The sequence below is a fragment of the Labrys sedimenti genome (assembly GCF_034424805.1).
GTDB classification, from domain to species: Bacteria; Pseudomonadota; Alphaproteobacteria; order Rhizobiales; family Labraceae; genus Labrys; species Labrys sedimenti.
Map to the genome: position 1 here is coordinate 139,062 of NZ_JAXOUF010000009.1, position 25,502 is coordinate 164,563.

28 protein-coding genes are annotated in these 25,502 nt (G+C 64.2%); 19 read left to right on the forward strand and 9 right to left on the reverse strand.

The features are described from left to right. Positions 1 to 45: 45 nt before the first annotated feature. Positions 46 to 969: a DMT family transporter gene (locus U1R88_RS23305; protein WP_322433400.1), complete on the reverse strand. Its 924-nt coding sequence runs from the start codon at positions 967 to 969 to the stop codon at positions 46 to 48. Positions 970 to 1,248: 279 nt separating this feature from the next. On the opposite strand from U1R88_RS23305, the gene U1R88_RS23310 reads away from it, so the two are divergent. Further along, positions 1,249 to 3,069, forward strand: a complete 1,821-nt coding sequence (locus tag U1R88_RS23310; RefSeq protein ID WP_322433401.1) for an aromatic amino acid ammonia-lyase — start codon at positions 1,249 to 1,251, stop codon at positions 3,067 to 3,069. 289 nt (positions 3,070 to 3,358) lie between these two features. Here U1R88_RS23310 and U1R88_RS23315 read toward each other — a convergent pair whose 3' ends face one another. Continuing rightward, positions 3,359 to 4,729, reverse strand: coding sequence for a glutamate--cysteine ligase (locus U1R88_RS23315; RefSeq protein WP_322433402.1), 1,371 nt, complete (start codon positions 4,727 to 4,729; stop codon positions 3,359 to 3,361). A 146-nt stretch (positions 4,730 to 4,875) separates the two neighbouring features. After that, positions 4,876 to 5,613 (reverse strand): 16S rRNA (uracil(1498)-N(3))-methyltransferase, encoded by a 738-nt coding sequence (locus U1R88_RS23320; protein WP_322433403.1) that lies wholly within the window; start codon positions 5,611 to 5,613, stop codon positions 4,876 to 4,878. Positions 5,614 to 5,834: 221 nt separating this feature from the next. Here U1R88_RS23320 and U1R88_RS23325 point away from each other — a divergent pair, with 221 nt between their 5' ends. Beyond that, positions 5,835 to 6,299 carry a hypothetical protein gene (locus U1R88_RS23325; protein WP_068291668.1) on the forward strand — a complete coding sequence of 155 codons (465 nt, stop codon included), beginning with the start codon at positions 5,835 to 5,837 and terminating at the stop codon, positions 6,297 to 6,299. A 15-nt stretch (positions 6,300 to 6,314) separates the two neighbouring features. Beyond that, positions 6,315 to 7,277 (forward strand): 4-hydroxybenzoate octaprenyltransferase, encoded by a 963-nt coding sequence (ubiA, locus tag U1R88_RS23330; protein WP_322433404.1) that lies wholly within the window; start codon positions 6,315 to 6,317, stop codon positions 7,275 to 7,277. 8 nt (positions 7,278 to 7,285) lie between these two features. Here ubiA and U1R88_RS23335 read toward each other — a convergent pair whose 3' ends face one another. Further along, positions 7,286 to 8,185: a LysR family transcriptional regulator gene (locus U1R88_RS23335; RefSeq protein WP_322433405.1), complete on the reverse strand. Its 900-nt coding sequence runs from the start codon at positions 8,183 to 8,185 to the stop codon at positions 7,286 to 7,288. A gap of 103 nt (positions 8,186 to 8,288) precedes the next feature. On the opposite strand from U1R88_RS23335, the gene U1R88_RS23340 reads away from it, so the two are divergent. Further along, positions 8,289 to 9,278, forward strand: coding sequence for a zinc-dependent alcohol dehydrogenase family protein (locus tag U1R88_RS23340; RefSeq protein ID WP_322433406.1), 990 nt, complete (start codon positions 8,289 to 8,291; stop codon positions 9,276 to 9,278). A 65-nt stretch (positions 9,279 to 9,343) separates the two neighbouring features. Here U1R88_RS23340 and U1R88_RS23345 read toward each other — a convergent pair whose 3' ends face one another. Then, positions 9,344 to 9,715 (reverse strand): bleomycin resistance protein, encoded by a 372-nt coding sequence (locus tag U1R88_RS23345; protein ID WP_322433407.1) that lies wholly within the window; start codon positions 9,713 to 9,715, stop codon positions 9,344 to 9,346. After that, positions 9,712 to 10,590, reverse strand: coding sequence for a ChuX/HutX family heme-like substrate-binding protein (locus U1R88_RS23350; protein ID WP_322433408.1), 879 nt, complete (start codon positions 10,588 to 10,590; stop codon positions 9,712 to 9,714). Before U1R88_RS23350 ends, U1R88_RS23345 begins: the two co-directional genes overlap by 4 nt. Before the next feature lie 246 nt (positions 10,591 to 10,836). Here U1R88_RS23350 and U1R88_RS23355 point away from each other — a divergent pair, with 246 nt between their 5' ends. The 9 genes from U1R88_RS23355 to hmuQ all read left to right on the forward strand — a co-directional run bounded on the left by U1R88_RS23355 (position 10,837) and on the right by hmuQ (position 18,669). Beyond that, a complete protein-coding gene (locus U1R88_RS23355) occupies positions 10,837 to 12,963 on the forward strand; it encodes a TonB-dependent hemoglobin/transferrin/lactoferrin family receptor (protein ID WP_322433409.1) in 2,127 nt (708 codons plus the stop codon). Positions 12,964 to 12,973: 10 nt separating this feature from the next. Continuing rightward, a complete protein-coding gene (locus tag U1R88_RS23360; RefSeq protein ID WP_322433410.1) occupies positions 12,974 to 13,846 on the forward strand; it encodes a heme/hemin ABC transporter substrate-binding protein in 873 nt (290 codons plus the stop codon). 4 nt (positions 13,847 to 13,850) lie between these two features. Next, positions 13,851 to 14,906: a FecCD family ABC transporter permease gene (locus U1R88_RS23365; RefSeq protein ID WP_322433411.1), complete on the forward strand. Its 1,056-nt coding sequence runs from the start codon at positions 13,851 to 13,853 to the stop codon at positions 14,904 to 14,906. Further along, entirely contained in the window at positions 14,903 to 15,718 is an 816-nt protein-coding gene (locus U1R88_RS23370) for an ATP-binding cassette domain-containing protein (protein ID WP_322433412.1), read from the forward strand. Before U1R88_RS23365 ends, U1R88_RS23370 begins: the two co-directional genes overlap by 4 nt. Further along, positions 15,715 to 16,143 carry a hypothetical protein gene (locus U1R88_RS23375; RefSeq protein WP_322433413.1) on the forward strand — a complete coding sequence of 143 codons (429 nt, stop codon included), beginning with the start codon at positions 15,715 to 15,717 and terminating at the stop codon, positions 16,141 to 16,143. The genes U1R88_RS23370 and U1R88_RS23375 overlap by 4 nt, the downstream gene beginning before the upstream one ends. Before the next feature lie 67 nt (positions 16,144 to 16,210). Then, positions 16,211 to 16,879, forward strand: coding sequence for a MotA/TolQ/ExbB proton channel family protein (locus U1R88_RS23380; RefSeq protein ID WP_322433414.1), 669 nt, complete (start codon positions 16,211 to 16,213; stop codon positions 16,877 to 16,879). Next, entirely contained in the window at positions 16,876 to 17,337 is a 462-nt protein-coding gene (locus U1R88_RS23385) for an ExbD/TolR family protein (RefSeq protein ID WP_068291699.1), read from the forward strand. Before U1R88_RS23380 ends, U1R88_RS23385 begins: the two co-directional genes overlap by 4 nt. Beyond that, entirely contained in the window at positions 17,334 to 18,314 is a 981-nt protein-coding gene (locus U1R88_RS23390) for an energy transducer TonB family protein (RefSeq protein WP_322433415.1), read from the forward strand. The genes U1R88_RS23385 and U1R88_RS23390 overlap by 4 nt, the downstream gene beginning before the upstream one ends. 19 nt (positions 18,315 to 18,333) lie before the next feature. After that, complete coding sequence (hmuQ, locus tag U1R88_RS23395; protein WP_105862441.1) at positions 18,334 to 18,669, forward strand: heme-degrading protein HmuQ; 336 nt, start codon at positions 18,334 to 18,336, stop codon at positions 18,667 to 18,669. Between the two features lie 227 nt (positions 18,670 to 18,896). Here the strand turns inward: hmuQ and U1R88_RS23400 are convergent, their stop codons facing one another. Both U1R88_RS23400 and U1R88_RS23405 read right to left on the reverse strand, forming a co-directional pair. Further along, on the reverse strand, positions 18,897 to 19,739 hold the full coding sequence (locus U1R88_RS23400) for a helix-turn-helix domain-containing protein (RefSeq protein ID WP_322433416.1): 843 nt from the start codon (positions 19,737 to 19,739) through the stop codon (positions 18,897 to 18,899). Next, a complete protein-coding gene (locus tag U1R88_RS23405; protein ID WP_322433417.1) occupies positions 19,736 to 20,101 on the reverse strand; it encodes a nuclear transport factor 2 family protein in 366 nt (121 codons plus the stop codon). The genes U1R88_RS23400 and U1R88_RS23405 overlap by 4 nt, the downstream gene beginning before the upstream one ends. A gap of 236 nt (positions 20,102 to 20,337) precedes the next feature. Here U1R88_RS23405 and U1R88_RS23410 point away from each other — a divergent pair, with 236 nt between their 5' ends. The 6 genes from U1R88_RS23410 (at position 20,338) to lpxK (ending at position 25,117) form a co-directional block, all read left to right on the forward strand. Continuing rightward, positions 20,338 to 20,856: a GNAT family N-acetyltransferase gene (locus U1R88_RS23410; RefSeq protein ID WP_322433418.1), complete on the forward strand. Its 519-nt coding sequence runs from the start codon at positions 20,338 to 20,340 to the stop codon at positions 20,854 to 20,856. Positions 20,857 to 20,933: 77 nt separating this feature from the next. Continuing rightward, a complete protein-coding gene (locus tag U1R88_RS23415; RefSeq protein WP_322433419.1) occupies positions 20,934 to 21,752 on the forward strand; it encodes a 3'(2'),5'-bisphosphate nucleotidase CysQ in 819 nt (272 codons plus the stop codon). Between the two features lie 118 nt (positions 21,753 to 21,870). Further along, positions 21,871 to 22,116, forward strand: a complete 246-nt coding sequence (locus tag U1R88_RS23420) for a DUF4170 domain-containing protein (protein WP_322433420.1) — start codon at positions 21,871 to 21,873, stop codon at positions 22,114 to 22,116. 6 nt (positions 22,117 to 22,122) lie between these two features. Beyond that, a complete protein-coding gene (locus tag U1R88_RS23425; protein WP_322433421.1) occupies positions 22,123 to 22,827 on the forward strand; it encodes a lysophospholipid acyltransferase family protein in 705 nt (234 codons plus the stop codon). Further along, positions 22,824 to 24,104, forward strand: coding sequence for a 3-deoxy-D-manno-octulosonic acid transferase (locus U1R88_RS23430; RefSeq protein ID WP_322433422.1), 1,281 nt, complete (start codon positions 22,824 to 22,826; stop codon positions 24,102 to 24,104). The genes U1R88_RS23425 and U1R88_RS23430 overlap by 4 nt, the downstream gene beginning before the upstream one ends. After that, the gene (gene lpxK, locus U1R88_RS23435; RefSeq protein WP_322433423.1) at positions 24,101 to 25,117 is read left to right on the forward strand and encodes a tetraacyldisaccharide 4'-kinase; all 1,017 of its coding nucleotides are present in this window, start codon (positions 24,101 to 24,103) and stop codon (positions 25,115 to 25,117) included. Before U1R88_RS23430 ends, lpxK begins: the two co-directional genes overlap by 4 nt. Positions 25,118 to 25,234: 117 nt before the next feature. On the opposite strand, the gene U1R88_RS23440 is transcribed toward lpxK, so the two are convergent. After that, positions 25,235 to 25,456, reverse strand: coding sequence for a DUF2093 domain-containing protein (locus U1R88_RS23440; RefSeq protein WP_068291712.1), 222 nt, complete (start codon positions 25,454 to 25,456; stop codon positions 25,235 to 25,237). Between the last annotated feature and the right edge of the window lie 46 nt (positions 25,457 to 25,502).

Below are 25,502 nucleotides of genomic sequence, written 5' to 3' on the forward strand. Positions count from 1 at the left end.
GCCGGAGGCTGACACTCCAATTCCCGTTCAGATGAGGGCGCCTGGTCAGCGCCGCCCGGTCAGCATCAGGAGGTTGCCGGCGAGCACGACCGCAAGGCCTGTCATGGCCGGCGCGCTCCAGACATAGCCTTCGAAGATCGTCGAAATGGCAAGGGCGACCACCGGGAACAGCACGGTGGAATAGCCGGCCCGGCTGGCGCCGATGCGCGACAGCAAGGTGAGGTAGGCGGCAAAGGCCAGGACCGAAGAGAGCAGGGCCGACCAGAGCAGGGCGCCGAGATAATGCAGATTGGGCTCGATGATGAAGGCCTGCCCGCGCGCGAGGCTGAAGACGAACAGGAAAAGCGAGCCGTAGACCATGCCCCAGGCGGTGGCGGAGGTGAGGGAAATGGCGCGCTTCTTCAGGCTGAGGGTCAGCATGTTGCCGAAGCAGAAGCTGAGGGTGCCGACCACGCACAGGATGAGGCCGGTGAGGGTCGCGCCGGAAAGATGGTCGCCGGCGAGCTGCGGTGCGAACATCAGGCCGACTCCGGCAAAACCCATCAGGGCGGCTGCGACCGAGCGCAGGCTGGGCTTTTGGCCGAAAATCAGGGCACTCAGCACGATGTTGAACACCGAAGCCAGTGAAAAGACCACGGCGAGCAGGCCGGATGGCGTCGACAGACCGCCATAGTAGAAGCACAGGAAATTGGTGGAGAAGAGCAGCAGGCCGAGCCCGGCGAAGCTGAGATGGTCCTTCCAGGCAAAGGACAGCGGAGCGCCCGACAGCACGACCCAGCCCAGCATCATTACTGTGGCGAGCAGGAAGCGCCACAGCAGCGACACTTCCGGCGCGACCACGCCGAGCTGCATGTGCAGCGCGATCCAGGACGTGCCCCAAACGAAAACGACCCCGGCATAGAGGCCGAGATCGGTAGCTCCGAGAGGCGCTGCCTCGCTCGGTCCTGCCTTCAAAGTCGTGCTGGTCATGTGCTCGATTATCGGGGGATTTGCCGGGCCGGTCCAATCAAGCTCGCGAATGGAAATCATCGCGCCGGTTGATGGTTGCGGGTGGCAGAAGCCTCAACCCGCCCGGGAGTATCAGGCCTCGAACGGAACTCCATGCCGGCAATGGAGCCTGTGCCGCATGAATTCTTCGCCTCGCTCGGTTGACAAAGAGCAGTAAGAATTTTTTACTTATATGAATATTTTTTTCTAATAGGTGAAGTTTCGAATAGGAGTTTCCGTTAACTGATAGGAGAAATGTGTATGTCGAGGCGTGATACCTATCCAATCCGCATATTTCTGACTGTCGCGGCCCTTACTTTCCTGTTTTCTTTGGCGCCGCCAGCGAGAGCATTTGAAGACACCGATAAATACCGGCCGATCGACGAAACCGAGGTCGACAAGACGGTTACGCTGACGGGGCGCGATCTCACCTACCAGCAGGTTGTCGAGATCGCCCGCAACGGCGCCAAGGTCGAGCTCAGCCCCGAAGCGCGACAGCGCTCGGCCGATGCCTATGGTCTTCTGCTGCAGGGCGCCGCCGAGAACGTCACCATCTATTGGTTCAATCGCGGCGCCGGCGACCAGCGGGAGACGGTAATCTTCTCCGGTGATCCGACGACCCCGGAGAACACCAAGCTTTTGAAGGACCAGCAGCTCGCGCGCTTCAAGGATGGCGTCAGGGATGGCTATGGGCCGGAGATCCGGGAGGAAGCGCTGGTGCGCGCCATCATGGCCATTCGCGCCAACACGATGTCCTACGAGGCTGCCAGTCCGCCCCTGACCCAGATCCTCGTCGACATGCTGAACAAGCACGTCACGCCCGTCGTGCAGTCGCGCGGCACGCTCGGCGAAGGCGATCTGAACACCCTGGGCAATATCGGAGCCGCCATGGTCGGGGAGGGGGACGCCTATTACCGCGGTGTCCGGATGCCTGCCTCACAGGCTCTCGCCCAGGCCGGCATCAAGCCGCTCGAACCTTTTGCCGCGGACGAAGCGGCATTGATCAGCACCAATGCCTATGCGCAGGCACAGGCGGTTCTGCTGCTCGAGGACTCCCGCAGGCTGCTGGAATGGACCGATCTCGTCTATGCGATGGACCTGCTTGGCATGAATTCCAGCGTCACGCCGGTTTCCGCTCCGGTCCAGTCGATGCGCCCTTATGGCTGGCTTACCTGGAACGCCGCCCGCATCATGGACATGATCAGGGGCAGCTATCTCTTCGATGAGGATGCCGCACGCATCATCCAGGATCCGGAGAGCATGCGGGCCTCGAGCCAGCGGCAGGGCTCAGCCTGGCAGGCCTGGGCGGACCTCAGGGATTCCGTCAGTCTTTCCATCAATTCATCGGATCACAATCCCGCCACCATACCGGGCCTCACCCCGGAAAGCTCCTGGGAACTGAGCACGCCGCAATTCATGAAGTACTACGTGAAGGGCGGGAAGCTCAGCGGTGGCAAATCGGGCTACATCTTCTCCAACGCGAACTGGGATCCCTATCCGCTCGCCAATCAGGTCGAGGCGTTCACCCTCGCCCTGACGAATATGGGAGTGGTGATCGCCCAGCGGATCGAACGGTTCAAGAACCCGTTCTTCACCGTGGTCAAGCCGGCCGATGTCCTCAGCGCCGAAATGCGGAAGAACGCACCGACATTCGGCGGCTACCTGCCGACCGACCTGTGGCAGGAACTGGCCGAGATGGGCACGCCCGTCGCGCCGGCCGGCCAGGCCATCGTCTCGACCGTCGAGGACCTCCAGGCGCAGACCAGGATCAAGACCGAACGCGCCCGCAAGGCCGTCGACCTCTCCTTCGAACTGCTCGCGCATGACCTGCTGACCGCAAGCTACTGGATGGAGATCCGCAAGATCCAGAACCCGTCCCGCAATTTCGGCAAGGCACCGTCCGCAGCCCTCGCGGCGTTGCGTCAGGTCGTGCCATGGCAGCAGCCTGCGCAAGACCGCCCCAAACGGCCGATCGGGATGGTGGTCTACGATTTCCTGCAGGCCAATTCGGCATCGAAATTCTATGCCGGTGGGCCGAAGCCGCCGGAAGGTCGGCCAGTACCGAAGGCAGGGCTGCAATAGCCGACTGATGACAGGTGCTGGTCCGGACCAGCACCTGTCGTATCAGATCGCAAATAAGTCTGACCTGTCATTCCCGGCACCGCCGAAGGCGAGGGGAAGGGAATCCAGGGGCGGCACGGCTCGGCTTTCGGCCCTGGATTCCCTTCCTCTCGCTGCGCTCGGCCGGGAATGACGACACTCCCGTTTGCCTGCAGGTCAAACTACCTGACCTGCTATCATTTCGTAGCGCTATCAAGCGTGGTCCTTGCAAAGGGCGGTGTTTTGCCCGAACGGGCCTTGCCCGGCTGGTTCAGTAAGCCTTCTCGTCGAAGATCGGGTCGATCTTGCCGCCCCATTCGCCGTGATAGCGGGCCAACATCTCGTCGGCGGCGGTGACGCCGCTTTCGACAACGTCGTCCAGGCCATCGAGGAAGTGCTCTTCGTTCCGGCCTTCCCAATCCTCGATGTTACGGGCCTTGAGGCCCTGGCGCGCAATGGCGAGGGTGCGCAGGGCGATGTCGCGCACGCTTTCATTGCGGAACGGCGTTTTCAGGGCCTGCCGGCTGACGCTGTCGCGCAGGGCCTGGCGTTCGGCCTCGCTCCAGTCCTTGACCAGGTCCCAGGCTGCATCGAGCGTGTTGTTGTTGTAGAGCAGCCCGACCCAGAAGGCCGAGAGCGCGGCGAGCTTGCCTGTCGGCCCGGCATCGGCGCCACGCATTTCCAGATAGCGCTTCAGCCGCACTTCCGGGAACAGTGTGCCGAGATGGTTGGCCCAGTCCGACATGGTGGCGCGCTCGCCCGGCAATTGCGGCAGGGTGCCGGCCAGGAGGTCGCGGAAGGAGGAACCGGCCACGTCGTGATAGACCTCGCCGCGCTTGACGAAATAGAGCGGCACGTCGAGGGCATAGTCGACATAGCGTTCGAAGCCCATGCCATCCTCGAACGCGAAGGGCAGCATGCCGGTGCGGTCGAGGTCGGTATGGCGCCAGACTTCCGAGCGCAGCGACAGGAAGCCATTGGGCTTGCCATGCAGGAAGGGCGAATTGGCGAAGATGGCGGTGGCGATCGGCTGCAAGGCGAGCGAGACGCGCAGCTTCTTGATCATGTCGGCTTCGGAGGAGAAGTCGAGGTTCACCTGCACCGTCGAGGTCCGGTACATCATGTCGAGGCCCATCACGCCGACCTTGGGCATGTAGTTCGTCATGATCTCGTAGCGGCGCTTGGGCATGCGCGGTGTCTCGTCCCGCGTCCATACCGGCGACATGCCCAGGCCCAGGAAGCGGATGCCGAGCGGGCCGCCGATCTCGCGCACCTGGGCGAGATGGGCGTGGATTTCCGAACAGGTCTGGTGGATCGAGTTCAGGGGCGCGCCGGAGAGCTCGAATTGGCCGCCGGGTTCCAGCGAGATGGCGCCGCCTCCGGTGATGTCGAGCATGCCGATGATATGCTCGCCTTCCATGATCGGTTCCCAGCCGAGCATGGCCTGCATGCCCTCGAGCAGCGCGCGGATGCCGTTGGACCCCTCATAGGGGACCGGCTGATGCGTGCCGGCCCGGAAGGGAAACTTCTCGTGCTCCGTGCCGATGCGGAACTGGGACGGTGGTTTAACGCCCTTTTCGATCCAGGCGACGAGTTCGTCGCGCGAGCCAATGGGGGTTGAATCGATTACGTCGCGGGCCATGCGGGCAGAACCTTACAAAACGGCCCGGACCATAGACAGTGCCATCCGGGAAAACAATCAGGCGCCGACACAAGATCGCGTCAAAAGTGTGAGGGGAAAAGGAGAAGGCAAGTCTCGCCCCTTCCTGCCGCGGTCGGTGCCATGTCTCAGCGCCAGTCTCCGCGAGCAGCCTGCACCAGGGCGAGGGCCGCCACCGCCGCCGTGTCGGCGCGCAGGATGCGGGGGCCGAGCGAAAGGCGGGTGTGGGACGATATCCGGCCGATGGCACTGCGCTCGACGTCGTCGAAGCCGCCTTCCGGGCCGATCAGCACCGCGAGCGGGCCCTTGGGAACGCTGGCGAGCGCCTCGAGCGGGCTGGCGATCGCGGCGCTCTCGTCGCAGAAAATCAGATGCACCTCGGGATCCCAGTTCTCGGCAAGGCGCATCAGATTCTGTTCCGGCTTGATTTCGGGCACGGCAATCACGCCGCATTGCTCGGCCGCCTCGATGGCGTTCGCCCGCATGCGCTCGAGATTGACCCGGGAGACCTGGGTGCGACGGGTGATCACCGGTTCGATGGTGCCGACGCCCATCTCCACCGCCTTCTGCACCATGTAGTCGAGCCTTGCGTGCTTGAGCGGCGCGAACAGCCAGCGCAGCGTCGGCATCGGGGTCTGGGGCCGGGTCTGTTCCTCGACCTCCAGGCCGATGCGCTTGCCTTCATGCGCAACCGCGGCAGCGAATTCGCCGTCCGTGCCATTGAAGACCAGGATGCGGGCGCCCGATTTCAGGCGCAGGACATTGCCCAGATAGTTCTGCTGCGTCTTGTCGAGCGCGACGGGCTGTCCTTCGCCGAGCGGCGCATCGACGAAAAGCCGGACGGAAAGAAAATCATAGGCGGCCATGTACCGGGTCTTTTTTCTCTAGAGCAAAGCGCGTCCGGGCATGAACGCTCGTTTGCTGCAATTCTTCGTTTCGAAGCGTCTTTGCGGTTACTGCCGCCATGTTCGAATTACAAAACACACCAAAAAACAGGGGGGCGACACGCCATCAAGCTGCCCCGAACTTGCGAGATCAATAGTTCCTCTGTATCGAGAGTGTCACCACCAATCTTGCGGATGTCCTCATGTTGCGTCTCGTTTCGATTTCCCTCGTCGCCGGCACCCTGCTGGCTGCAGCGCCGGTCGCAGCGCAGGAGTCGGCTCCGATCGGCAATCAGTTCTGCAACAAGGACCTGCAGCCGATGATCGATCGGCGCACGAAGATCGCGACCAATTTGCAGTCGATCAACAAGCGCGGTCGACCCAAGACCTTCGAGCAGGCCAAGAAGACATTCAACGAGTTCTGCGGCAGCCTGTCGTCCTATATCGAGAATGACAAGAAGATGCTGGACTACATGCAGTCCAACAAGGAATTCTGCTCGATCACGGACGAGAACATCAAGCAGATCACGGCCGACCTGACCCAGACTCAGAAAACCAAGGCGAAGATCTGCTCCCATCCGCCGCGCCAGCAGGCCGCACCGCAGCCCGGTCGTGGTGGGGGTGGACCCGCCGCGCCCAAGCCGCCTGTCAATCTGCGCCTGCAGTAAGGGGAGAGCGCCGGCATGGGGCCGCTTCCCGCCGAGGCCGGTCCGACCGGGCTGGCGAACAAGGTGGCCGACGCCCCCACCGGCAATTGGGTCGACCGCCACGCGCCGGCTGGCTGGCGGCCTTTTCTGCGCCTGTCACGCGCCGATCGTCCGATCGGCGGCTGGCTCCTGATGTGGCCATGCTGGTGGTCGGCTGCACTTGCAGCCCTCCATTACGGCACCGTTGGCCAGACGCTCTGGCATCTTGCACTGTTCCTGATCGGCGCCTTCATCATGCGCGCTGCCGGTTGCACGCTCAACGACCTCGTGGATCGCGACATCGACGACAAGGTCGAGCGCACGCGCTCGCGGCCAATCCCGTCGGGGCAGGTCACCGCCCTTGCCGCCGCGGTCTGGCTGGGGGCCCAGGCCCTGGCTGGCCTCGTCATCCTGCTGCAATTCAATCTTTTCGCCGTGCTGCTGGGTATTTCATCGCTGGCGGTCGTAGCGATCTATCCCTTCATGAAGCGCATCACTTCCTGGCCGCAAGCCGTTCTCGGCCTTGCTTTTTCCTGGGGGGCGCTGATGGGCTGGGCGGGCGCTGCGGCAGGGCTGGCCCTGCAGGCACTGCTGTTGTTCGCCGGATCGGTGCTGTGGGTGATCGCCTATGACACCATCTATGCCTGCCAGGACAAGGAGGACGATGCGATCGTCGGCGTACGCTCGACGGCGCTGCTGTTCGGCGACAGGGCGCGTAGCGCGGTCGGTGCCTTCTACGCTGGCGCCGTAGTGCTGATCGGGCTGGCCTTGGCAGCCAACGGAGCTGGCCTGCTCTCCTATCTCGGCCTCATCGGTTTTGCGTTTCATCTCGCCCAGCAGGTCGTGCGCTTCGATCATCGCGACGGTGCGCTGTGCCTGAACCTGTTTCGCTCCAACCGCGATGCCGGTGCCATCCTGTTTGCCGGCCTGATGGCGGACGGCCTCTGGAACTGGTTCTGAGGCGGCCGTCAGGCCATCACCGCCGGCAGGGCCGCAGCAAGGGCATCGACCGTCACGCGTACCTTCAGCGGCAGATGGGGCGTTTCAAGCCATAGCGCATAGGCATCGTAGAGATAGTCTGGCTGATCCGGCAGGAGCTTGACCAGAGCGCCGGCCGTGATGCGCTCGCGGACCAGCCAGGAGGGGAGCCAGGCCAGGCCCATGCCGGTTGTCGCCGTGTCGGCGATGGCGGCGAGATCGTCCAGCCGCAATCGGCCGTTCGGCATGAACTCGCGTGGCTGTCCTTGCGCTGTCGGGAAAAGCCAGGGGCGAATCCGGCTTGAGCGGCGATAGATGACGCAAGCATGACCGGCGAGATCCTCGACCCCTAGGGGCGTGCCATGATCGGCGAGGTAGGAAGGGGCGGCGCACAGGATCATGCGCTGGCGCGCGATACGCCGCGCGATGATGCCGGCCCTGTCGTCGAGCACGCCGGTGCGGATCGCCAGATCGCAACCGTTCTCGGCAAGATCGACGATGGGATCGCCGAGCGACAGATCGAATTCGAGGGCGGGATGCCGCCGTGCGAGTTCCAGCAGGACCGGCATGATGCAGTGCCGGCCGAACAGGGCGGGCATGGCCACCCGCAATTTGCCCCGTGGTTCGGACAGTTGGTTCGCCGCGAGGGCGTCCGCGGCCTCGGCTTCCGCGAGCACGACGCGGCAACGTTCATAATAGGCCCGGCCGAACTCCGTCAGGCTCTGGCGGCGGGTGGTTCGGTTGAGCAGGCGGACACCGAGACGCTCTTCCAGGAAGCGGACATGCTTGCCCACCATCGGCCCCGACAGGTCGAGGGCCGCGGCCGCCGCGGCGAAGGAGCCGAGATCGACGGCCCTGACAAAGGCGGCCATGCTTTCGAGGCGGTCCATTATTCAAAACCAATGGTTTCTTCTTCTCTACCGAAACCGTCATTTATCGCGAAAAATCGCTAGTGCATAGCTCATTCAGTTCAATTGATTAGGAGTTACAGTGATGTCTCGTGTCGTTCGCTTCCATCGCCATGGCGGCCCGGAGGTCCTGCGCATCGAGGAAGCAGAACTTCCGCTGCCGGGCCGGGGCGAAATCCGCATCCAGGTCAAGGCGCTGGGACTGAACCGGGCGGAAGCCTTGCTGCGCCAGGGCAGCTATATCGAGACGCCGAGCCTGCCCTCGGGACTTGGCCTGGAGGCTGCGGGCGTGGTCGAAAGCCTAGGGCCCGGCGTCGGTGGCTTCTCGCTTGGCGATGCCGTCAGTATCGTTCCGCCGCAATCGATGGTGCGCTGGCCGGCCTATGGCGAGCTGGCGACCTTTCCCGCCGGCCTCGTCGTCAAGCATCCGCCGCTGCTCGGCTGGGCCGATGCCGCAGCGCTCTGGATGCCATATCTCACCGCCTATGGGGCCTTGATCGACATTGCCAAGGTTCGACCGGGTGAGTTCGTGGCGATCACGGCCGCCTCGAGCAGCGTGGGGCTGGCGGCGATCCAGATCGCCAATCATCTTGGCGCCCGGCCGATCGCGATCACGCGGACCTCCGCCAAGCGACAGGCGCTGCTGGATCACGGCGCCGGCGATGTCATTGCGGCCGATGAGGAAGATCTCGAAGCACGCCTGAGGGCGATCGCCGGGCCACAAGGGGTGAGGGTGGTGTTCGATGCGATCGGTGGTCCGCTCTTCGTACCGCTCACGGCCGTCATGGCGAGTAGCGGCATGCTGATCGAATATGGCGGCCTGAGCAGCGAGCCGACGCCTTTTCCGCTGTTCACGGTATTGAGCAAGAGCCTGACGCTGCGCGGCTATCTCGTCCACGAGATCACGGGCGATCCCGCGCGCCTCGAGGCTGCCAAGGCCTTCATCCTCGATGGGGTGCAAAAAGGTGCGCTTCGTCCCGTGATCGCCAGGACCTTCGCCTTCGAGCAGATCGTCGAGGCTCACCGCTTCCTGGAGAGCAACCAGCAACTCGGCAAGGTGGTGGTGACATTGTGAACGATCTGCCCCGGTTCCGGTCGCAATGCGATTGTCCGGAACCGGGGATACCGTCTGTCGAAGGCTCAATGTTCCTGCAATTGCTCGGCGAAGCGGATCAGGTTGCCGTGGCAATCCGTAATCGAGAATTCGCGGGTTCCCCAGGGCTTGGCCTCGAGATGACCCTTGCGGTGCACGATATTGAGCGCGTTGAAATGCTCGTAGAGCGCTGCGATGCCGGTGACTTCCAGCCAGCAGCTGGTGGCCTGCGGCACCCGGCGGTTGCCCGTCAGCCAGAAGCTGAGGCGCACGCCGTCGCGATGCAGGAGCAGGAAGGAAATATCGCTGTGCAGCACCTCGAAGCCGAGCTTCTGGTAGAATTGCGTGGTCTCCTCGAAACTGAGCGAAGCGAGGGTGGGGATTGCACCGGTGAGGCGTGCGGTCACGGCCTGGTTCATGAGGTCGCCACCTTTTCCAGGATGCCGCGCCAGACTGCCTGCTGAACGGCAGTGGCACCATCGTCGGCGCGCAGCCGCGCGGCCTCGCCGCCTGAGGCGAGGTGCAGCACCAGGCTCGGCCTGTCGCCGGGCTCGACGCTGCCGCCAGACAAGGGTTTCTCGTTGAGATGCCAGTCGAAGCCGGGGTCGAGCACGTTGAGCCAGGGGCCCATCCTGACGATCCGTACCAGCGGCCCGCAATGGCTCTGCCTGACGCCGTGATTGGCGACTTCCAGCCTGACCGGAATGGCCTCGGCGGCTGCGGCCTCCAACATGGCCTGGAGGTCGACGGGCTTGCCGGCCGGAGCAGCATTGGCTGCTGCCGTGGTCGGCCGGGAGAAGGAGATGGGCTGCGCGTCCTCCGGCCAGGTAAGATCCGCCAGGAGCCGTTCGAACGCGGCATGATCGGCCTTGTCACGGGCGTAGATCTTCCAGAGCGCGTTGCCCGCCGCATCGAACAACTGGATGCTGCGCAACGGTCCCTTGGGGTTGGCATCCTCCACATAAAAGGCGTGCGCGATCGTTGAAGGTATCAAGGTAAGGTCGAACCCGGTGCCGGAGAAACGAATCTCACCATCGGAGTCGACGCCGACAGGGAAGGCCACATCCTTTTCATGCACGGCCGACTCATTGCGGATGAGTGACATGACGGTACCTAGGTGCGGCAAGGCAGCGCAGAGCGCGTCGATCCGGACAGCCAGGCGTTTCACACCTTCGTCGATCCGGGTCTCCAGCAGGGCGGCTTCCGAAACCCCTAATTGCGCCGCGGCATCGCGAATGCGCAATCCGGACTGACTTTCCCGGAGAGACTGCCACCGTTGTTTTAACTCGCTCATTTCCCTTCTTTCCTTCGGTTCTGATCGGCGCAAAATAGAAAAATTCAAAACTGGACCTCACAAGGAGTTATGCAGCTTAGAATAAAGAAAAACTGCGCAAATTATGCTAATAAAATCAGGCATTAATTCCTTGACACGTCCTGTTTGCTGCCGCAAATCGCTAAAAATTGTATGAAACGGCGTCTGCTTCTACAAGATAAATTATCTGCAGCGCAGTTTTGAATAATTATACGTTGCGGAGCCGAGATGGTCAGGTCGAATTACATGCGCAGTCGCAGCCTTGCGACAGTAGCTGCTCTAGCCTTGCTGGCGGGAAGCGTGACGCTGGCGCGCGCCCAGCAGGCGCCGGCCGACCAGGCTGCCGCAGCCGACGAGCCGGTGGTGCTCGACACCGTAACGGTAACGGCGACCAAGACGTCGGAGAAGTTGATCGACACGTTGGGCGGTGTCAGCCAGATCACCCAGGCGGAGATCGACCGGGCCCAGCCTGCTTCGGTTTCGGATCTGTTGAAGACAGTGCCGGGCGTCGCCACGCAGGTGAGTTCGAACGACCCGATGCAGTCGATCAATATTCGCGGCATGCAGGATTTCGGCCGCGTCAATGTGCTGGTCGACGGCGCGCGGCAGGACTATCAGATCACCGGCCACAATGCGCAGGGCAGCTTCTATCTCGAACCTGAGTTCATCAACAACATCGACATCGTGCGCGGGCCGATCTCCAACCTCTACGGCTCGGGCGCCATCGGTGGCGTGGCCTCCTTCACCACCCGCGGCATCGATTCCATCCTGACGCCGGACCAGAACTGGGGCGTGGAGCAGAAGGTCGGCGTTTCCTCGAACGGCCTCGGCGCCTTCACCTCGACCTCTGCGGGCATGCGCTTCGGCACCGTCGCCGACATCTATGGCCAGTTCATCTATCGCGGTGCCGGCGATTATCGCGACGGCAACAATGATCGCGTCACCTATACCGGCAAGAACAATTTCGGCGGCCTGCTCAAGTTCAACTATCATCCTGGCGACGGCCAGACCGTCAGCCTGAGCGCCATGAGCCAGAAGTTTGACTTCGACAACAACAATACCAGCCGCGGCAATTCACGCTGGCGCAACGACGTGGTCACCTCGACCTTCACCGCCGGCTACAAATTCGAGAGCCCCGACAATCCGCTGATCAATTTTAACGCCAAGGTCTATTATTCGGAAACCGAGAACGAGAAGACGATCATCGTTCCCGGTACCTATGCCAGCCTGGGCGTTCAGCCGGGCGACAAGCTTTCCGACAAGGTCGGGACGTTCGGCTTCGACATCTACAATACGTCGCGCTTCTCGACGGGAGCCTTCGACCATGCGCTGACCTACGGTGTCGACGCCGCCTTCGATAGGGTCGAGACGCGGGACGGCGCCGGTGGCTTCGTTACAGCCTTCACCCCGTCAGGCACGAGACGTCTGCTCGGCGCTTATGTCCAGGACGAGGTCCGCTACGGCGACTGGCTCCGTGTGGTCGGGGGGCTGCGCTACGATCACTACCAACTGGAAGGCGGCAAATACGAGTCCGACGGCAGCCATCTGTCGCCCAAGATCACCATCGGCGTGACGCCGATCAAGGGCATCGAACTCTACGGTACCTATGCGGAAGGCTATCGCTCGCCGTCAATCAGCGAAACGCTCATGGATGGTATCCATCCCATCCCGTCCTTCCCCATCAAGCCCAATCCGAACCTGCGGCCGGAAGTCGGCCACACCTTCGAGATCGGCGTGAACACGAAATATGACAATGTCTTCCAGGATGGCGATACGTTCCGAGCCAAGTTGAACGGCTTCGTCAACAATGTCGACGACTACATCGATATCGTTGCCGGAGCTCCCTATGTGCCGGGCTTTCCGGGCATTCCTCCCTTTGTCTGCAACGTTCCCAATCCGAATCCGCAGATCTGCTTCCCCACCCAGCAATATCAGAATATCGCCAAGGCCCGCCTGATGGGTGTCGAGCTCGAGGCGGCCTATGACTGGGGCGGCGGCTTCGTGTCGGTCGCAGGATCGCATACCAACGGCAAGAACCGTGTAACCGACCAGCCGCTGAACTCGGTAGCGCCCAACAAGGTCAGCGGCACCGTGGGCCTGCGCTTCTGGGATGACCGCCTGACCATTGGTTCGCGCGTCACCCTGGTCGGCGCGACCTCCCGCAAGGTGGATGAGCCGAGCGGCGGCTATGGCCTGGTCGACGTCTTTGCCAGCTACAAATACAGCGACAATGTCAGCGCCAGCCTGGCTGTCGATAACATCTTCGACCGCCGCTACAAGGCGTTCCTCAACTCCGACTACTCCACCGGCCTAGCGGCGAAGTTCGCGCTCACCGTCAAGCTCGCAGGCAAGTGAGGAGGCGGTGATGGGAACTCCCGAACTCAGTCGCCGTGATATCCTGGCCGGTGCGTTCGCCTTGCTGGCCCTGCCGTCCATGGCGCGCGCCGAAGGCATCCAGCGCGTCGTCTGCGCCGGGGCGGATGTCACGGAGATCGTGGCCAGGCTGGCCGGCGTCACGGTCATCCAGGGCGTCGATTCCACCTCCAAGGCGCCGCCCGAGGTGACCAAGCTGCCGTCCATCGGTTATCTCAGGCAGATCTCGGTGGAGGGCATCCTGTCCCTCAAGCCGGACATCCTGATCGCCAATCGCGACCTTGGACCGCCGACCGCGGTCGAGCAGTTGCGCAGCACGGGACTGCGTATCGAGATCGTCGCCTTCCCCCTGAGCGGGGAGGGCATGGCCGCCAAGATCAAGCATGTCGGCGCCTTGCTCGGGCGCGAGAAGGACGCCGAGGCGCTGGCCGCGACGGTGAGCGCCACCATGGTCGACGTCTCCAAGCGCCTCGACGGCATCACCAGTCATCCCAGTATCGGCTTCATCCGTTCCATTGATGGCGGCACGCCGATGGCAGGCGGCAAGATGGGGCTGGTCGATGCCACCTATGCCCTGGCCGGCGGCGCCAATGCCTTCGGCGACTTCCCCTTGTTCAAGCCGGTGTCGCGCGAGGTGCTCGCTGCCACGCCGCCGGATTTCATCCTGGCCGACAGCGCGGTCGTTTCCAATACCGGTGGCGCGGCGGCCTTTCTCGATCAGCTGGGATTGACCTCGGCCTTTGCGGGCCGGCCCGACCGGCTGGTCGAGACCGATCTTTCCACGCTGTTCAGTTTCGGGCCATCGGCGGCCACGCAGATCCAGTCGCTGGCGCGGCGCCTGCATCCGGATCGGTTCTCGGGGTAGGGCGATGAGTCTGGTGCAAGTCACACCGCGAAGCCTTGCCCAAGGCCTCTCGCCGCATCGGCGGGAGGCTTTGGTGCAGGCCGGCCTGGCGCTGCTGCTGGCGGCTGTCCTGGCCATGGGCCTCAGCTTCGGTGGCGTGCGCATTCCCGTCTCGACCTGGTTCTCGACGGCGATGGGCAGCTGGGATCTCTATTCCGGTATCCTGGTCAATATCCGCCTGCCGCGCGTGCTGCTGGGTGCGCTGGTCGGGGCGGGGCTGGCCATGTCCGGCGCCGGCATGCAGGCCCTTTTCCGCAATCCCCTGGCCGATCCCGGGCTGACGGGGGCGGCTTCCGGCGGCATCCTCGCGGTGGTCGCCGGCATCGTTCTACTGGAACATGTCGGCGGTACAGGCGGTCTCGGCAGCTATGCGCTGCCGGCCGCTGCTGCGGCGGCCTGCGGCCTGACCACAGTGATCACCTATCGCATCGCGCGCGACCGTGACGGCCATGTCAGCATCGCCAATCTCCTGCTGGCCGGCATCGGCATCAACGCATTGGCCATGGCCGTGATCGGCCTGTTCATCACCATCGCCGACGACACCCAGCTCCGCTCGATCCAGTTCTGGATGATGGGCTCGCTCTCGGGCGCCAACTGGGTCGCCGTTGTGGCGACGGGCCTGGCGCTCATGGTTGCCGCCCTGTTGATGGCCCAGCAGGCTCGCGGGCTCGACGCCTTCACGCTCGGCGAAAGCGAAGCCTTCCTCTCCGGCGTCGACACCGTCCATCTCAAGCGCACGGTTATCGCCGCGACAGCCCTGGCGATCGGCGCGGCCGTCGCCTTCACCGGCCTGGTCGGCTTCGTCGGCCTGATCGCACCCCATTGCGTGCGCCTGCTGGGCGGGCAGCGCTACCGTTTCGTGCTGCCGGCCTCGGCCCTGCTGGGAGGGGCGCTGGTGGTGGCGGCCGATACGGTGGCCCGGGTCGCGATCACGCCGGCCGAGCTGCCGATCGGCCTCGTCACCAGCCTGATCGGCGGGCCGGTCTTCATCGCCATTCTGAAGAAGGCCCAGCGCGCATGAGCCTCCAATTCGGCAATCTGCAAGTCCGCAATCTCACGGTCGAACGCAACAGCCGCCCGGTGCTGCACGACATCTCGTTCGCGGCCGGAGCCGGCCGCGTTCTCATCGTGATGGGGCCGAACGGCGCCGGCAAGACGACCTTGCTCGCCGCGATCGGCGGAGCGATCAAACCGGCCGGCGGCGGGATCGACTTCGGCGGGGCTCCGCTCACCGGCCTGCGCCCGGCGGCGATGGCGGCCCAGCGTGCCTATATGGCGCAGCATTTCGATTGTCCCTTTGCCTATAGCGTCGAGGACATCGTGGCCCTGGGCCGGCTCTGCCATGCCGGTACGCCGCGCGCCGCACAGGACAGGGCGGCAATTGCGGCAGCGCTTGCCAGCGCCGATCTCGCATCCCTGGCCCGCCGTCCGGTCACCATGCTCTCGGGCGGCGAGCGCCAGCGCGTGGCCTTCGCCAAAGCTACGGCACAGATTTTCGACCGCAGCATGGCGGGCGAACCGCATCTCGTCATCCTGGACGAGCCGGTGTCCAGCCTCGATCCCGAACACCAGCACCGCCTGCTCGGCCAGGCCCGGCAGCTGGCCAGGCAGGGCGCGACCGTGGTGGTCACCCTGCACGACCTGACGCTGGCCTCGATCTATGGCGACGATGCGCTGGTGCTCGATCGCGGCCGCATTGCGGCGCAGGGTGCCATGGCCGAAACTCTCACACCTTCCCTCATCGAGCGTGTCTTCAAGGTGCGCGTGGGTACCGCCATCCAGGATGGCGGCCCCAGCATCATGCACGCCGTTCCACAGGATCAAGCCGCATGATGAAATTGTCCCGCTTCACCGCCGTTCTCGCCGTATTGGTGCCTGTTCTGGCGCCCCTGCCGGCCCTGGCCGCCGATGTGTCGATCGACCTCAACAAGCTCGAGACCCAGAACGGTAATTGCCGGCTGACCATGGTGCTGGTGAACGCAAGCGCGGAAGCGGCGCAGAGCTTGCGCGCCGATCTGGTGATGTTCGGCGCGGATGGCGTGGTCGCCAAGCGCCTAGCCGTCGATCTCGCCCCGATCCCGGCCAGCAAGACCATCGTGAAGGCCTTCGATGTCGCCGGGCTCGCCTGCGAGGGCATCGGCAGCATCCTGCTCAACGACGTGCCGACCTGCCAGTTCGCCCATGGCAAGGCAGGGGCTCCTTCCTGCCTCGAGGCAGTCAGCGTCAGTTCGAAGGCAGGTCCCAAATTCTTCAAGTGAGGCCAAATTCTTCAAGTGAGGCTTGGTTCAAACGGGTGTCGAAACAAAGAGTGAGAGCGAGAGTGTCATGACCGAAACCGCCACGCATTTTTCCTTCGTGAATATGCTGCTCAACGCCGATCCGGTGGTGAAGGGCGTCATGCTGATCCTCGTGATCTCTTCGGTCTTGTCCTGGGGGCTGGGTTTCGAGACGGTGAGGCGGCAGGCGAAGCTTCGCCGGCTGCTGAAAGCCGCAACCGGCAAGGGTCTCGGCGCGGCACCGGTCGTGGGCCAGGCCTTGCATGCGCAGGGCGAGCAATCGGCCGGGCTTGCCGTGCCCGGCGAGACCGGCGGCGAATATCGGGCGCGCATCGAACGGGCGATGCGCGAGGCGGCCGGCGGGCTGGTGGGTGCCAGCGATGCCGGCTTGTCGATCCTCGCCACCATCGCCGCCGTGACGCCCTTCATCGGCCTGTTCGGCACGGTATGGGGCGTGATGAACTCCTTCTCCGCCATCGCCGGCGCCAACGACACCTCGCTGGCCACCGTAGCCCCCGGCATCGCAGAAGCCCTGTTCACCACGGCGCTCGGCCTGGTTGCGGCCATTCCCGCCCTGATCGCCTATAATCGGCTGTCCCAGGGCATGGCCGGCCTCGGCCGGTCGTTCGAGCAGATCCTGCGTCGCGAAGCGGAAACCATGGCGGCCCGTCGCGGAACGTCGGTCAAGGTCGCAGGCTTCAGGGAGGCGGCGGAATGAGCTTCTCGCTCCAGGACCCCGAAGGCGGCGACGCATCCGGTCATGCGTCTTGGGCGCCCAAGGCCGTTTCGGACATCAATGTGACGCCCTTCGTCGACGTGATGCTGGTGCTGCTCATCGTCTTCATGGTGACGGCGCCCATGCTGGCAGCTGGCGTCAAGGTTGACCTGCCGAAGGCGAGTGGCGTGGCGGCGATGTCGCCGACCAAGGAGCCGCTGGTGGTTTCGATCAAGGCGGACGGTTCCCTCTATATCGGGCAGGAAGCCCGCAGCGGTGAGGCTTTCGACACCGATATCCGTGCCCGTCTCGCAGCCGATCCCAAGGTGATGGCCCATATCCGCGCCGATGCCAGCGTGCCCTATGAGAAGGTGCTGGACTTGATGGCCGATCTCAGCCGCAACGGCGTCAGCCAGCTCGCTTTCATCGGCAAGGCCGACAAGGCGGCTGCCCAGCCATGACATCAGCCGACATCTTCAGGGACTGGCGGGTCGGCATGATCGCAGGAGCGGCGCTCCTGCATCTGACGGCGTTCGCCGGCGCCTGGGTGATGGTGCCGCATGACGGGGTTGAGACGCGCCTCGATCGCCCGATCGAGGCATCGCTGATGCCGGCGCCTTCGAATGATGCCGTAAACGAGATAAGCTCGCCACTGTCGCAAGAGGTCGTCTCGCCAGTAGCTGAGAGCGAGACGCTGACTGAGGATACGGTCATGGAGATACCGCCTGATGCGGTGGCCGCTGAGCCCGCGACGTCTCACGAGCAAAGCGTGGAACCCCCGCCTGTTCAGGCGACCGAAGAGGCTCCGCCGAAGCCTGTCGAGCCGGATAAAATGGCAGCCCTGACGCCGGATATCGTTACCACGACGTCAACCCAGCCAAGCGAGACCGTCCCGGCCGTTCCCGAAACCGTGCCGAGCGAGACGGTGACGGAGCCGAAAGAGCCGGTGATCGAGAAACCCGCTCCGGAAAGGCCGAAGAAGAAGGTGGAAAAGCCCAAGGAGCAGCCTCTCAAGAAGAAGGCAGCCGAGGTGCCTGTCAAGGATAAGCCAGAGGTCAAGCGATTGGCCAAGCTCGATACGACTACGCAGATCCGGCGCTCTCACAAAGGCGGAGAGGGAGCCATATCGGATATCGGTGTCGCCGAGAGTGCACGCACCAACGGTGCTGCGATAAAGACATATGATGCAAAGCTCCAAGCGGCAGTGAATGGTCGCGTCAGGGCCATGGGGGGGGTCGCCTGCCGGGCTGGCTCTCGGGTCATGGTTGCGTTCAATGTCTCCGCTTCAGGCGGTATTGGCGGCGTTCGCTCAAGTCCATCGTCCGGCGATGCCGTGTTAGACAGCGTCGCTCTAGCGGCGGTGCGTGGGATTTCACCGGGGCCACCGCCCTCCGGCGCTATCAAGCGCCTCATCCCCGTCCGATGCCCAAGATCTTAACTCAAGAAAGGAAAATCCCATGTTCATCGCCATGAACCGCTTCCAGGTGAAGAAGGAATCCACCGCAGATTTCGAGACCGTCTGGCGCGATCGTGAAGTGCATATCGACAAGCTGCCCGGCTTCGTCTCCTTCCATCTGCTGCGCGGTCCGGAGCGGGAGGACCATGTGCTGTATTCCTCGCATGTGGTCTGGCGTTCCAAGGCCGATTTCGAGGCCTGGACCCAGTCGGAGGCCTTCCGCCTGTCGCATCGCAATGCCGGCAAGGGCCCGGCGCTGACGCTCGGCCATCCCGTCTTCGAAGGCTTCGAAGTCCTGCAGACATTGGATGCGCCGGCCGAAAGCAAGGCGGCCTAAAGCGTTTTGCGATTTGGTGGTCACGCCAAGAATCGCAAAGACGCGTCGAACCAAAGAATGAGAGCAAACAAGCGTTTCCGTCTAAACGCGGTTTGCTCTCGTCATCACGCATTTCCCCTCCACGAGGGGAATGACGGGCGGGTTTCGGCCGCGTCCTCCCGAGAGAAGGCGACCTCCAGCTTCCGGGTGGACGAGGACAGGGACCCGCCCGTTTTCCTTTTTCAAGCCTACAGCACCGCCCGCTTGAGGATCTCCGCCGTCTCGGCATTGGCGGGATAGAAACATTCCAGCGCCAGCTCCGACAGGGTGATGTCGACCGGCGTGCCGAACACGGTGGTGGTCGAGAAGAAGGACATCAGGCCCTGCGGTGTCCTAAGCTCGAAAGGCACGACGATGCCGCCGAGGTCGGCGCGGGGCTTGGGGCGCGAGGGCGGCGCCGGATAGGCGGAAAGCTCTTCCAGTAGCCGGGCCAGGACCTCGTCGCCGCTGACGGCGATCTGCTGGCGCAGGCGTTCGAGCAGGTGGTCGCGCCATTCGGGCAGATTGGCGGTATGGGGCGCAAGGCCGCCGGGATGCAGGCCGAGGCGCAGCACATTGACCGGCGGCTCCAGCAGGCTCTTGTCGGCAACCCCGACCAGCAGAGGTGCGATCGCCCTGTTGGCGGCGACCAGCGTCCAGTGGCGGTCGACGGCGAGGGCGGGGTAGGGCTCGTGCCCCCCGATCACCAGGTCGATCGCCTCGCGGGCCGGAGCGAGGGCCGGATCGTCCAGTCCGCGCTCCTGATAGATCGGCGCATAGCCGGCCGCGAGCAACAGGGCATTGCGCTCACGTAGCGGCACTTCCAGCCTCTCGGCCAGATGCAGCACCATTTCGCGGCTCGGCTTGGAACGGCCGCTTTCCATGAAACTGAGGTGGCGCTGCGAGATTTCCGCTTCCAGCGCGAAATCGAGCTGGCTCATGCGGCGATGCTGGCGCCAGGCACGCAGATGGTCGCCAACCCCCCGGGCGGCCCTCGCTTGCGGCGAGGCGCCCGGGCGGCGGACAGCCTGGATATTGCTGCGGGCGCTCATGCCGCTGCCGGAACCTGGTCGAGGAAACCGCTGACCTGGTACAGCCGTCCCTGGTCGAGCCGGGCGAAATCAGTGCCCTTGATCGGCCCGTCCGCGCCGGCCGGGCCGAGCTGCCAGGAGAAACGGACATGGTCGCCATGGCCGTCCGCCTCGCCGATCAGGGAGAAGCGAAAATCGGGGAAGCGCTGCTGCACGGCTGCGATCAGCCCGTCGATCTCGTCATGGCCCTTACCGCGCATCAGCGGATCGACATAGAGCGCGTCCTGTGCCCAGGAGGCGTTCAGCAAGGCGCGCCGGCGCGCAGGATCGGTCTCGTTCCAGGTGGCGATATAGATACGGGCGATGGTGGCGGGATCGGTCATCGAAGGGTTTCCTTTTGCAAGCCTGACTGCTTCAGGCCCGCTCAGCATGGCCGGCAGAAGGGGGCGTCTCAATTACGCGCGGGGTAATCAAGGCAACCGTCTTGGACGAATCTTTCCAAAGGCACATTATCGCCGTTGTCGATTGCCTGCATCGCCGGGCAGTCTCAAATTTGAGACTGCCCAAAACGGCATGGTTCCCGCCCACCGGCGCCGCAATTTCGTGAGCGGAGAACAATGTGTCCCTTGATCCACCGCCCGCCGGCCTTGTCAGCGACCGTCTTCTGCTCAGGTCTTTCACCCCCGATGACGCCGACGAGATCTTCGCCTGCATCACGCCGAGCCTGACGCGTTTCATGGCATGGGAACCTTTGCCGTCACGCGAGGCCTTTGCCTCGATTTGGCGCAATTGGGAGACCTTGGCCGAGGTGGGCAGCGACCATATTTTCGTCGTCCGCCGACGGGACGGACTATTCCTCGGTCTGGCAGGGCTGCATCGGGCCACGAGCGGCACGCCGGAACTCGGCATCTGGATCCGGGAAGACGAACATGGGCGCGGCTATGGCCGTGAGGCTGTCGCTGCGATTGCCGACTGGGCGTCCGAGGACCCAGCCGTGCGATATTTCGAATATCCTGTCGCAGAGGCGAATCTGGCAAGCCGTCGGATTGCCGAGGGCCTGGGCGGAATCCCGGCGGCGGAGCGGCGCGACAGGAAATATACTGCGGTGATTTATCACGTGCCGCGGCGACGCCGCTGATATGTCTTATACGGCCAACCGCTCCGAACCTATGGTTCTCGCTTGCGCGTGCTGGCCTGCTCGCCTAAATCCGAGCCATGATCGAGAAGGATGGGGCAGGGCGTATGGCCCGGGGGTTGAGTGCGGGCGAGGCGTTGCCTCTGCTGATCGAGGCTGTGAGGGAAGCGGGCGACATCGGGCTCGGCTTCGCGCGCGAAGGGGCCCGTGTCTTCGACAAGGCCGACAAGTCGCCCGTTACCGAAGCCGATCTTGCCATCGATGTCCATCTGGCCAAGCGGCTGCGCCATATCTCCGGCGCGATCGGCTGGCTGTCCGAGGAGGCCGCCGACACGGCCGAGCGCCTGGACAAGCAGCAGGTCTGGGTGATCGATCCCATCGACGGCACGCGGGGCTTCATCGCCGGCAATGGCGAATGGGTGATCTCGGCCGCTCTGGTGGAGGCTGGGCGCCCACTGGCGGGCGTGCTCTACCGTCCGAGCAATGGCGATCTCTATACGGGTGGCCGTGGCCTGGGTGCCTTCAAGAATGGCGTCGCGCTGAGGGCCAGCCAGGGCGCCCTTGCTTCGATCCGCACGCTTGCCGGGCCCAAGCCGATGTTCGATCTGGCCCAGCGCACCCTGCCTCGGGTCGAGCGGGCCTCGTCGATGTCATCGCTGGCGCTGCGCATCGCCATGGTGGCGGAGGGGAGCGTCGACGGTGCTTTCGCTTCGGGATCGTCGCATGATTGGGACATCGCGGCGGCCGACATCATTCTCAGCGAGGCCGGTGGGCTTCTCACCACAGTGGCCAGTAGGGACATCGTCTATAACCGCCCCGACCCCGTGCACCGGCCGCTCGTCATGGCCGGGCGCGAGCGCCAGGGCGCTTTGGTTGCCCTGTTCGAGGGTATGAATTGAATTTTAGAGCAAAATGACTTTTCCCTGAATCGTAATTTTGCTCTAACTCTTTGTTTTAACGCGTTTTCTTGATCTGGAAATCTGTCAGTTTTTCTTGAAGACGCCATAGGAGCATGGGATGAGCGAACCTCAGAAACAATTGCTGCATCTGGTCTTCGGCGGCGAGTTGAGCTCGATCGAAGGTATGGAGTTCAAGGATCTTCAGGGCCTCGACATCGTCGGCATCTACCCCAATTATGCCAGCGCCCAGGCAGCCTGGAAGGCCAAGGCCCAGGCGAGCGTCGACAATGCCCAGATGCGCTATTTCATCGTGCATCTGCATCGTCTGCTTGATCCGACGACCGACACGACGAAACGCTCGTAATCCTGCATGATCAAGAATATCGGCCGATCCCGCTTCGTGCAGAAGGCCATCGGCGAGGGCCTCGCCGCATGGCTGAAGCTCGTGCACGGCACCAGCCGCTTTGCCGACAGTCCGGCCGATCTCTACGGGCCTATTCGCGATCAATATCCCTATATCGTGGCGATGTGGCACGGGCAGCATTTCCTGGTGCCCTTCATGCGCCGTGAGGGGCATGAGTTCCGCATCCTGATCTCGCGCCATGGCGATGGCGAGATCAATGCGGTTGCGGTGACGCGTCTGGGGCTCGGCCTGGTGCGCGGCTCGGGTGGCAGGCCCCAGCGCCAGCACCACAAGGGCGGTCCCGCGGCCCTGCGCGAGCTGGTGGCGACCCTGAAGGACGGCCAGTCGGTCGGCGTGACGGCGGACGTGCCGCGCACCGGCGGCGTGGCCGGGCTCGGCATCGTCACGCTAGCGCGATTGTCGGGGCGACCGATCGTGCCGGTCGCCGTGGCGACCTCGAACATGATCCAGCTCTCCACCTGGGACAAGGCCGTGATCAACATGCCCTTTTCGCGCGGCGCCTTCGTGGTCGGCGATCTCGTGCATGTGCCCGAAGATGCCGACAAGGCGCTGATGGAGGAGAAGCGCCTTGAGGTCGAGAACGCCCTCGATGCGGCGCATCGCACGGCCTATGCCATGGTCGGGCGCACCTTCGTGAAGGCAGGCACGTGAGCACAGTGCTTCCCCTCAGCCTCAAGGCCTACCGGCTGGCGACGAGCTGCTTTCGCCCGTTCGCCGGCCTGCTGCTGGACAAGCGCCAGCGCCGTGGCAAGGAGGATGCTTCACGCCGGTCCGAACGCCTCGGCATTGCCGGCCGGCCTCGGCCCGAGGGGCGGCTGGCCTGGCTGCACGGCGCCAGCGTCGGGGAAGCCATCACTCTGCTTCCGCTGGCGACGCGCCTGGCGGGCGAAGGCTATCGCATCCTGATGACGACGGGTACCGTCACCTCGGCGGCCCTGATGGCCGAGCGCCTGCCGGCCGGGGCGATCCATCAGTTCGTACCGCTCGACATATCAGCCTATGTCAGGCGTTTCCTCGATCACTGGCGGCCGGATCTCGTCTGTTTCCTGGAATCGGAGCTCTGGCCGGGGATGATCGCCGAGATCAACGCGGCCGGCATCCCCTTGGCGCTGGTCAACGGGCGGATGTCGCCGCGTTCCTTTGCGCGCTGGTGCCGCCTGCCGCGTACAAGCGCCGCCTTGCTGGGCAGCTTCGATCTCATCGCTGCCCAGAGCGAGGATGACGGCCGGCGCTTTGCCTCGCTCGGGGCGCCGCGCGTTGTCGTCACCGGCAATCTCAAATTCGACGCGCCGCTGCCGCCGGCCGACGCCGGTGTGCTCGAAGGTTTGCGGCAAGCGATGGCCGGTCGCCCACTCTGGCTTGCAGCGGTCACGCACGAGGGCGAGGAAGCGCTGGCGGGCGAAGTGCATGCCGCGCAGAAGGACCGCTTTGCGGGCCTGTTGACGCTGATCGTGCCGCGCCATCCCGAGCGTGGCGAGGCAATCGCCGCGGCCTTGCGGGAAAAGGGATTGAACGTTGCCCTCCGCTCGCGGGGCACTGCCCTGGAAGCGCAGCACGATGTCTATGTCGCCGACACGGTCGGCGAAATGGGCGTGTTCTATCGCCTTGCCCGTATCGTGTTCATGGGCAAGTCGCTGCTGGGCAAGGGCGGGCAGAATCCGATCGAGCCGGTCAAGCTTGGCGGAGCGGTGCTGCATGGACCCCATATCCAGAATTTCGTCGAGGCTTATGGCGCGCTCGATGGCATGGGGGGCGCCGTGGTCGTGCACAGCCCAGCCGAGTTATCCGGTGCCGTCGCGCGGCTGCTGTCCGAGCCGGCAGAGGTCGAGCGTGTCGCAGCCGGCGGCGCCAGGGCGATCGCGGCATTGACCGGGGCACTGGAGCGCACGCTTGCCGCCTTGCTGCCCCTCGGAGCAAGGCGGCCATGAGCGTGCGCATGAGCCTGAAGGCGCCGGCCTTCTGGCATCGGCCGCGTGGCTGGCCGGCCCGCCTGCTCATGCCGCTGTCTCGTTTCTATGGCGGCAAGGTCGCGGCGCGCATGCGCCAGCCGGGCAGCCGGGCCGGCGTTCCCGTGGTCTGCATCGGGAATTTCACGCTTGGCGGTGCCGGCAAGACGCCGCTGGCGCTGGCGGTTGCTGATATCCTGATCGCCGCGGGCCAGCGCCCGGCCTTCCTCACCCGTGGCTATGGCGGCAGCGAGAAGGGACCGCTGGTGGTCAAGCCCGACGACGCTGCCGACAAGGTGGGCGACGAGGCGCTGCTGCTGGCGCGCAAGGCGCTGACGGTGAAGTCCGTCGACCGGCCGGCCGGCGCGGCGCTGGCCATCGAGCAGGGTGCCAGCATCATCATCATGGATGACGGCTTCCAGAACCCCTCTCTCACCAAGGATTGCTCGATCATCGCCGTCGACGGCGAGACGGGCATCGGCAACGGCCTGGCCTTTCCCGCCGGCCCGTTGCGGGCCGATATCCATGACCAGATCGGCTTTGCCTCGGCGGTGGTGGTGATCGGGCCGGGCGACGCCGGCACCGCTGTCTATGATTTCGCCCGCGGTTCGAGTGTCGCCGTCTTCCGGGCCCGCATCGGTCTTGATCCGCAAGCCCCATCTCTGCGCGGCAAGCGGGTGCTGGCCTTTGCCGGCATCGGCCGTCCCGAGAAATTCTTCAAGACCCTGGCCGATATGGGGGCCATCATCGCCGCGACGGAGGTCTTCGCCGATCACCATGCCTTCAGCGAGGAAGAAGCCGCCAGGGTCGCCGCGCGGGCGCAGGCGGCCAAGCTCATTCCGGTGACGACGACCAAGGATATGACGCGCCTCACGGGAGGCCCTGCGCGTGTCGGCCTTGCCTCGATCAGCCAGACCGTGCCGATCCAGCTTTCCTTCGACGATGCGGAAGCGATGCACGACTTCCTGGTGAAGCGCTTCCGCCTGGCGGGGTAAGCGCTGCAACTGGGACCGCGGACGTCCCGTCCGCATCTTCCTTTCCAGCAAGCGCAGCGTTTCCAAGAGCGGACGGGACGTCCGCGGTCCTAGCCGCGGTGCTTCCCGCGCGTCCCTTCAGATCTCTCCAAGCTCCTTCAGCCGCTCCAGCACGGCCTCGCGGCTGGCATAGGCTTCCTGGCGGTCGACGTTCCAGTAGCGCAATTCGTCGATCGGGATATGCGTGCCGGTCACGGCGCAACGCACATAATTGCCCGGCTTGAGAATGCGGAAATCGGAATCGAGGTACTGGACTTGTGCTTCGCCGGGTAGAGTCATGCGGCTTTCGTGACGGTTCATGGAGGCGCTGGCCTGTGCGTTGGAAGAATTTGGTAAAACTATAACA

Coding starts and splice junctions, on each gene's coding strand:
- U1R88_RS23340 (WP_322433406.1), top strand. CDS start 8,289: ATGTCTCGTGTCGTTCGCTTCCATCGCCATGGCGGCCCGGAGGTCCTG.
- U1R88_RS23320 (WP_322433403.1), bottom strand. CDS start 5,613: ATGGCCGCCTATGATTTTCTTTCCGTCCGGCTTTTCGTCGATGCGCCG.
- U1R88_RS23390 (WP_322433415.1), top strand. CDS start 17,334: ATGACATCAGCCGACATCTTCAGGGACTGGCGGGTCGGCATGATCGCA.
- U1R88_RS23400 (WP_322433416.1), bottom strand. CDS start 19,739: ATGAGCGCCCGCAGCAATATCCAGGCTGTCCGCCGCCCGGGCGCCTCG.
- ubiA (WP_322433404.1), top strand. CDS start 6,315: ATGGGGCCGCTTCCCGCCGAGGCCGGTCCGACCGGGCTGGCGAACAAG.
- U1R88_RS23360 (WP_322433410.1), top strand. CDS start 12,974: ATGGGAACTCCCGAACTCAGTCGCCGTGATATCCTGGCCGGTGCGTTC.
- U1R88_RS23355 (WP_322433409.1), top strand. CDS start 10,837: ATGGTCAGGTCGAATTACATGCGCAGTCGCAGCCTTGCGACAGTAGCT.
- U1R88_RS23335 (WP_322433405.1), bottom strand. CDS start 8,185: ATGGACCGCCTCGAAAGCATGGCCGCCTTTGTCAGGGCCGTCGATCTC.
- U1R88_RS23440 (WP_068291712.1), bottom strand. CDS start 25,456: ATGAACCGTCACGAAAGCCGCATGACTCTACCCGGCGAAGCACAAGTC.
- U1R88_RS23305 (WP_322433400.1), bottom strand. CDS start 969: ATGACCAGCACGACTTTGAAGGCAGGACCGAGCGAGGCAGCGCCTCTC.
- U1R88_RS23415 (WP_322433419.1), top strand. CDS start 20,934: ATGATCGAGAAGGATGGGGCAGGGCGTATGGCCCGGGGGTTGAGTGCG.
- U1R88_RS23375 (WP_322433413.1), top strand. CDS start 15,715: ATGATGAAATTGTCCCGCTTCACCGCCGTTCTCGCCGTATTGGTGCCT.
- hmuQ (WP_105862441.1), top strand. CDS start 18,334: ATGTTCATCGCCATGAACCGCTTCCAGGTGAAGAAGGAATCCACCGCA.
- U1R88_RS23420 (WP_322433420.1), top strand. CDS start 21,871: ATGAGCGAACCTCAGAAACAATTGCTGCATCTGGTCTTCGGCGGCGAG.
- U1R88_RS23350 (WP_322433408.1), bottom strand. CDS start 10,590: ATGAGCGAGTTAAAACAACGGTGGCAGTCTCTCCGGGAAAGTCAGTCC.
- lpxK (WP_322433423.1), top strand. CDS start 24,101: ATGAGCGTGCGCATGAGCCTGAAGGCGCCGGCCTTCTGGCATCGGCCG.
- U1R88_RS23385 (WP_068291699.1), top strand. CDS start 16,876: ATGAGCTTCTCGCTCCAGGACCCCGAAGGCGGCGACGCATCCGGTCAT.
- U1R88_RS23325 (WP_068291668.1), top strand. CDS start 5,835: ATGTTGCGTCTCGTTTCGATTTCCCTCGTCGCCGGCACCCTGCTGGCT.
- U1R88_RS23310 (WP_322433401.1), top strand. CDS start 1,249: ATGTCGAGGCGTGATACCTATCCAATCCGCATATTTCTGACTGTCGCG.
- U1R88_RS23405 (WP_322433417.1), bottom strand. CDS start 20,101: ATGACCGATCCCGCCACCATCGCCCGTATCTATATCGCCACCTGGAAC.
- U1R88_RS23315 (WP_322433402.1), bottom strand. CDS start 4,729: ATGGCCCGCGACGTAATCGATTCAACCCCCATTGGCTCGCGCGACGAA.
- U1R88_RS23370 (WP_322433412.1), top strand. CDS start 14,903: ATGAGCCTCCAATTCGGCAATCTGCAAGTCCGCAATCTCACGGTCGAA.
- U1R88_RS23345 (WP_322433407.1), bottom strand. CDS start 9,715: ATGAACCAGGCCGTGACCGCACGCCTCACCGGTGCAATCCCCACCCTC.
- U1R88_RS23380 (WP_322433414.1), top strand. CDS start 16,211: ATGACCGAAACCGCCACGCATTTTTCCTTCGTGAATATGCTGCTCAAC.
- U1R88_RS23425 (WP_322433421.1), top strand. CDS start 22,123: ATGATCAAGAATATCGGCCGATCCCGCTTCGTGCAGAAGGCCATCGGC.
- U1R88_RS23365 (WP_322433411.1), top strand. CDS start 13,851: ATGAGTCTGGTGCAAGTCACACCGCGAAGCCTTGCCCAAGGCCTCTCG.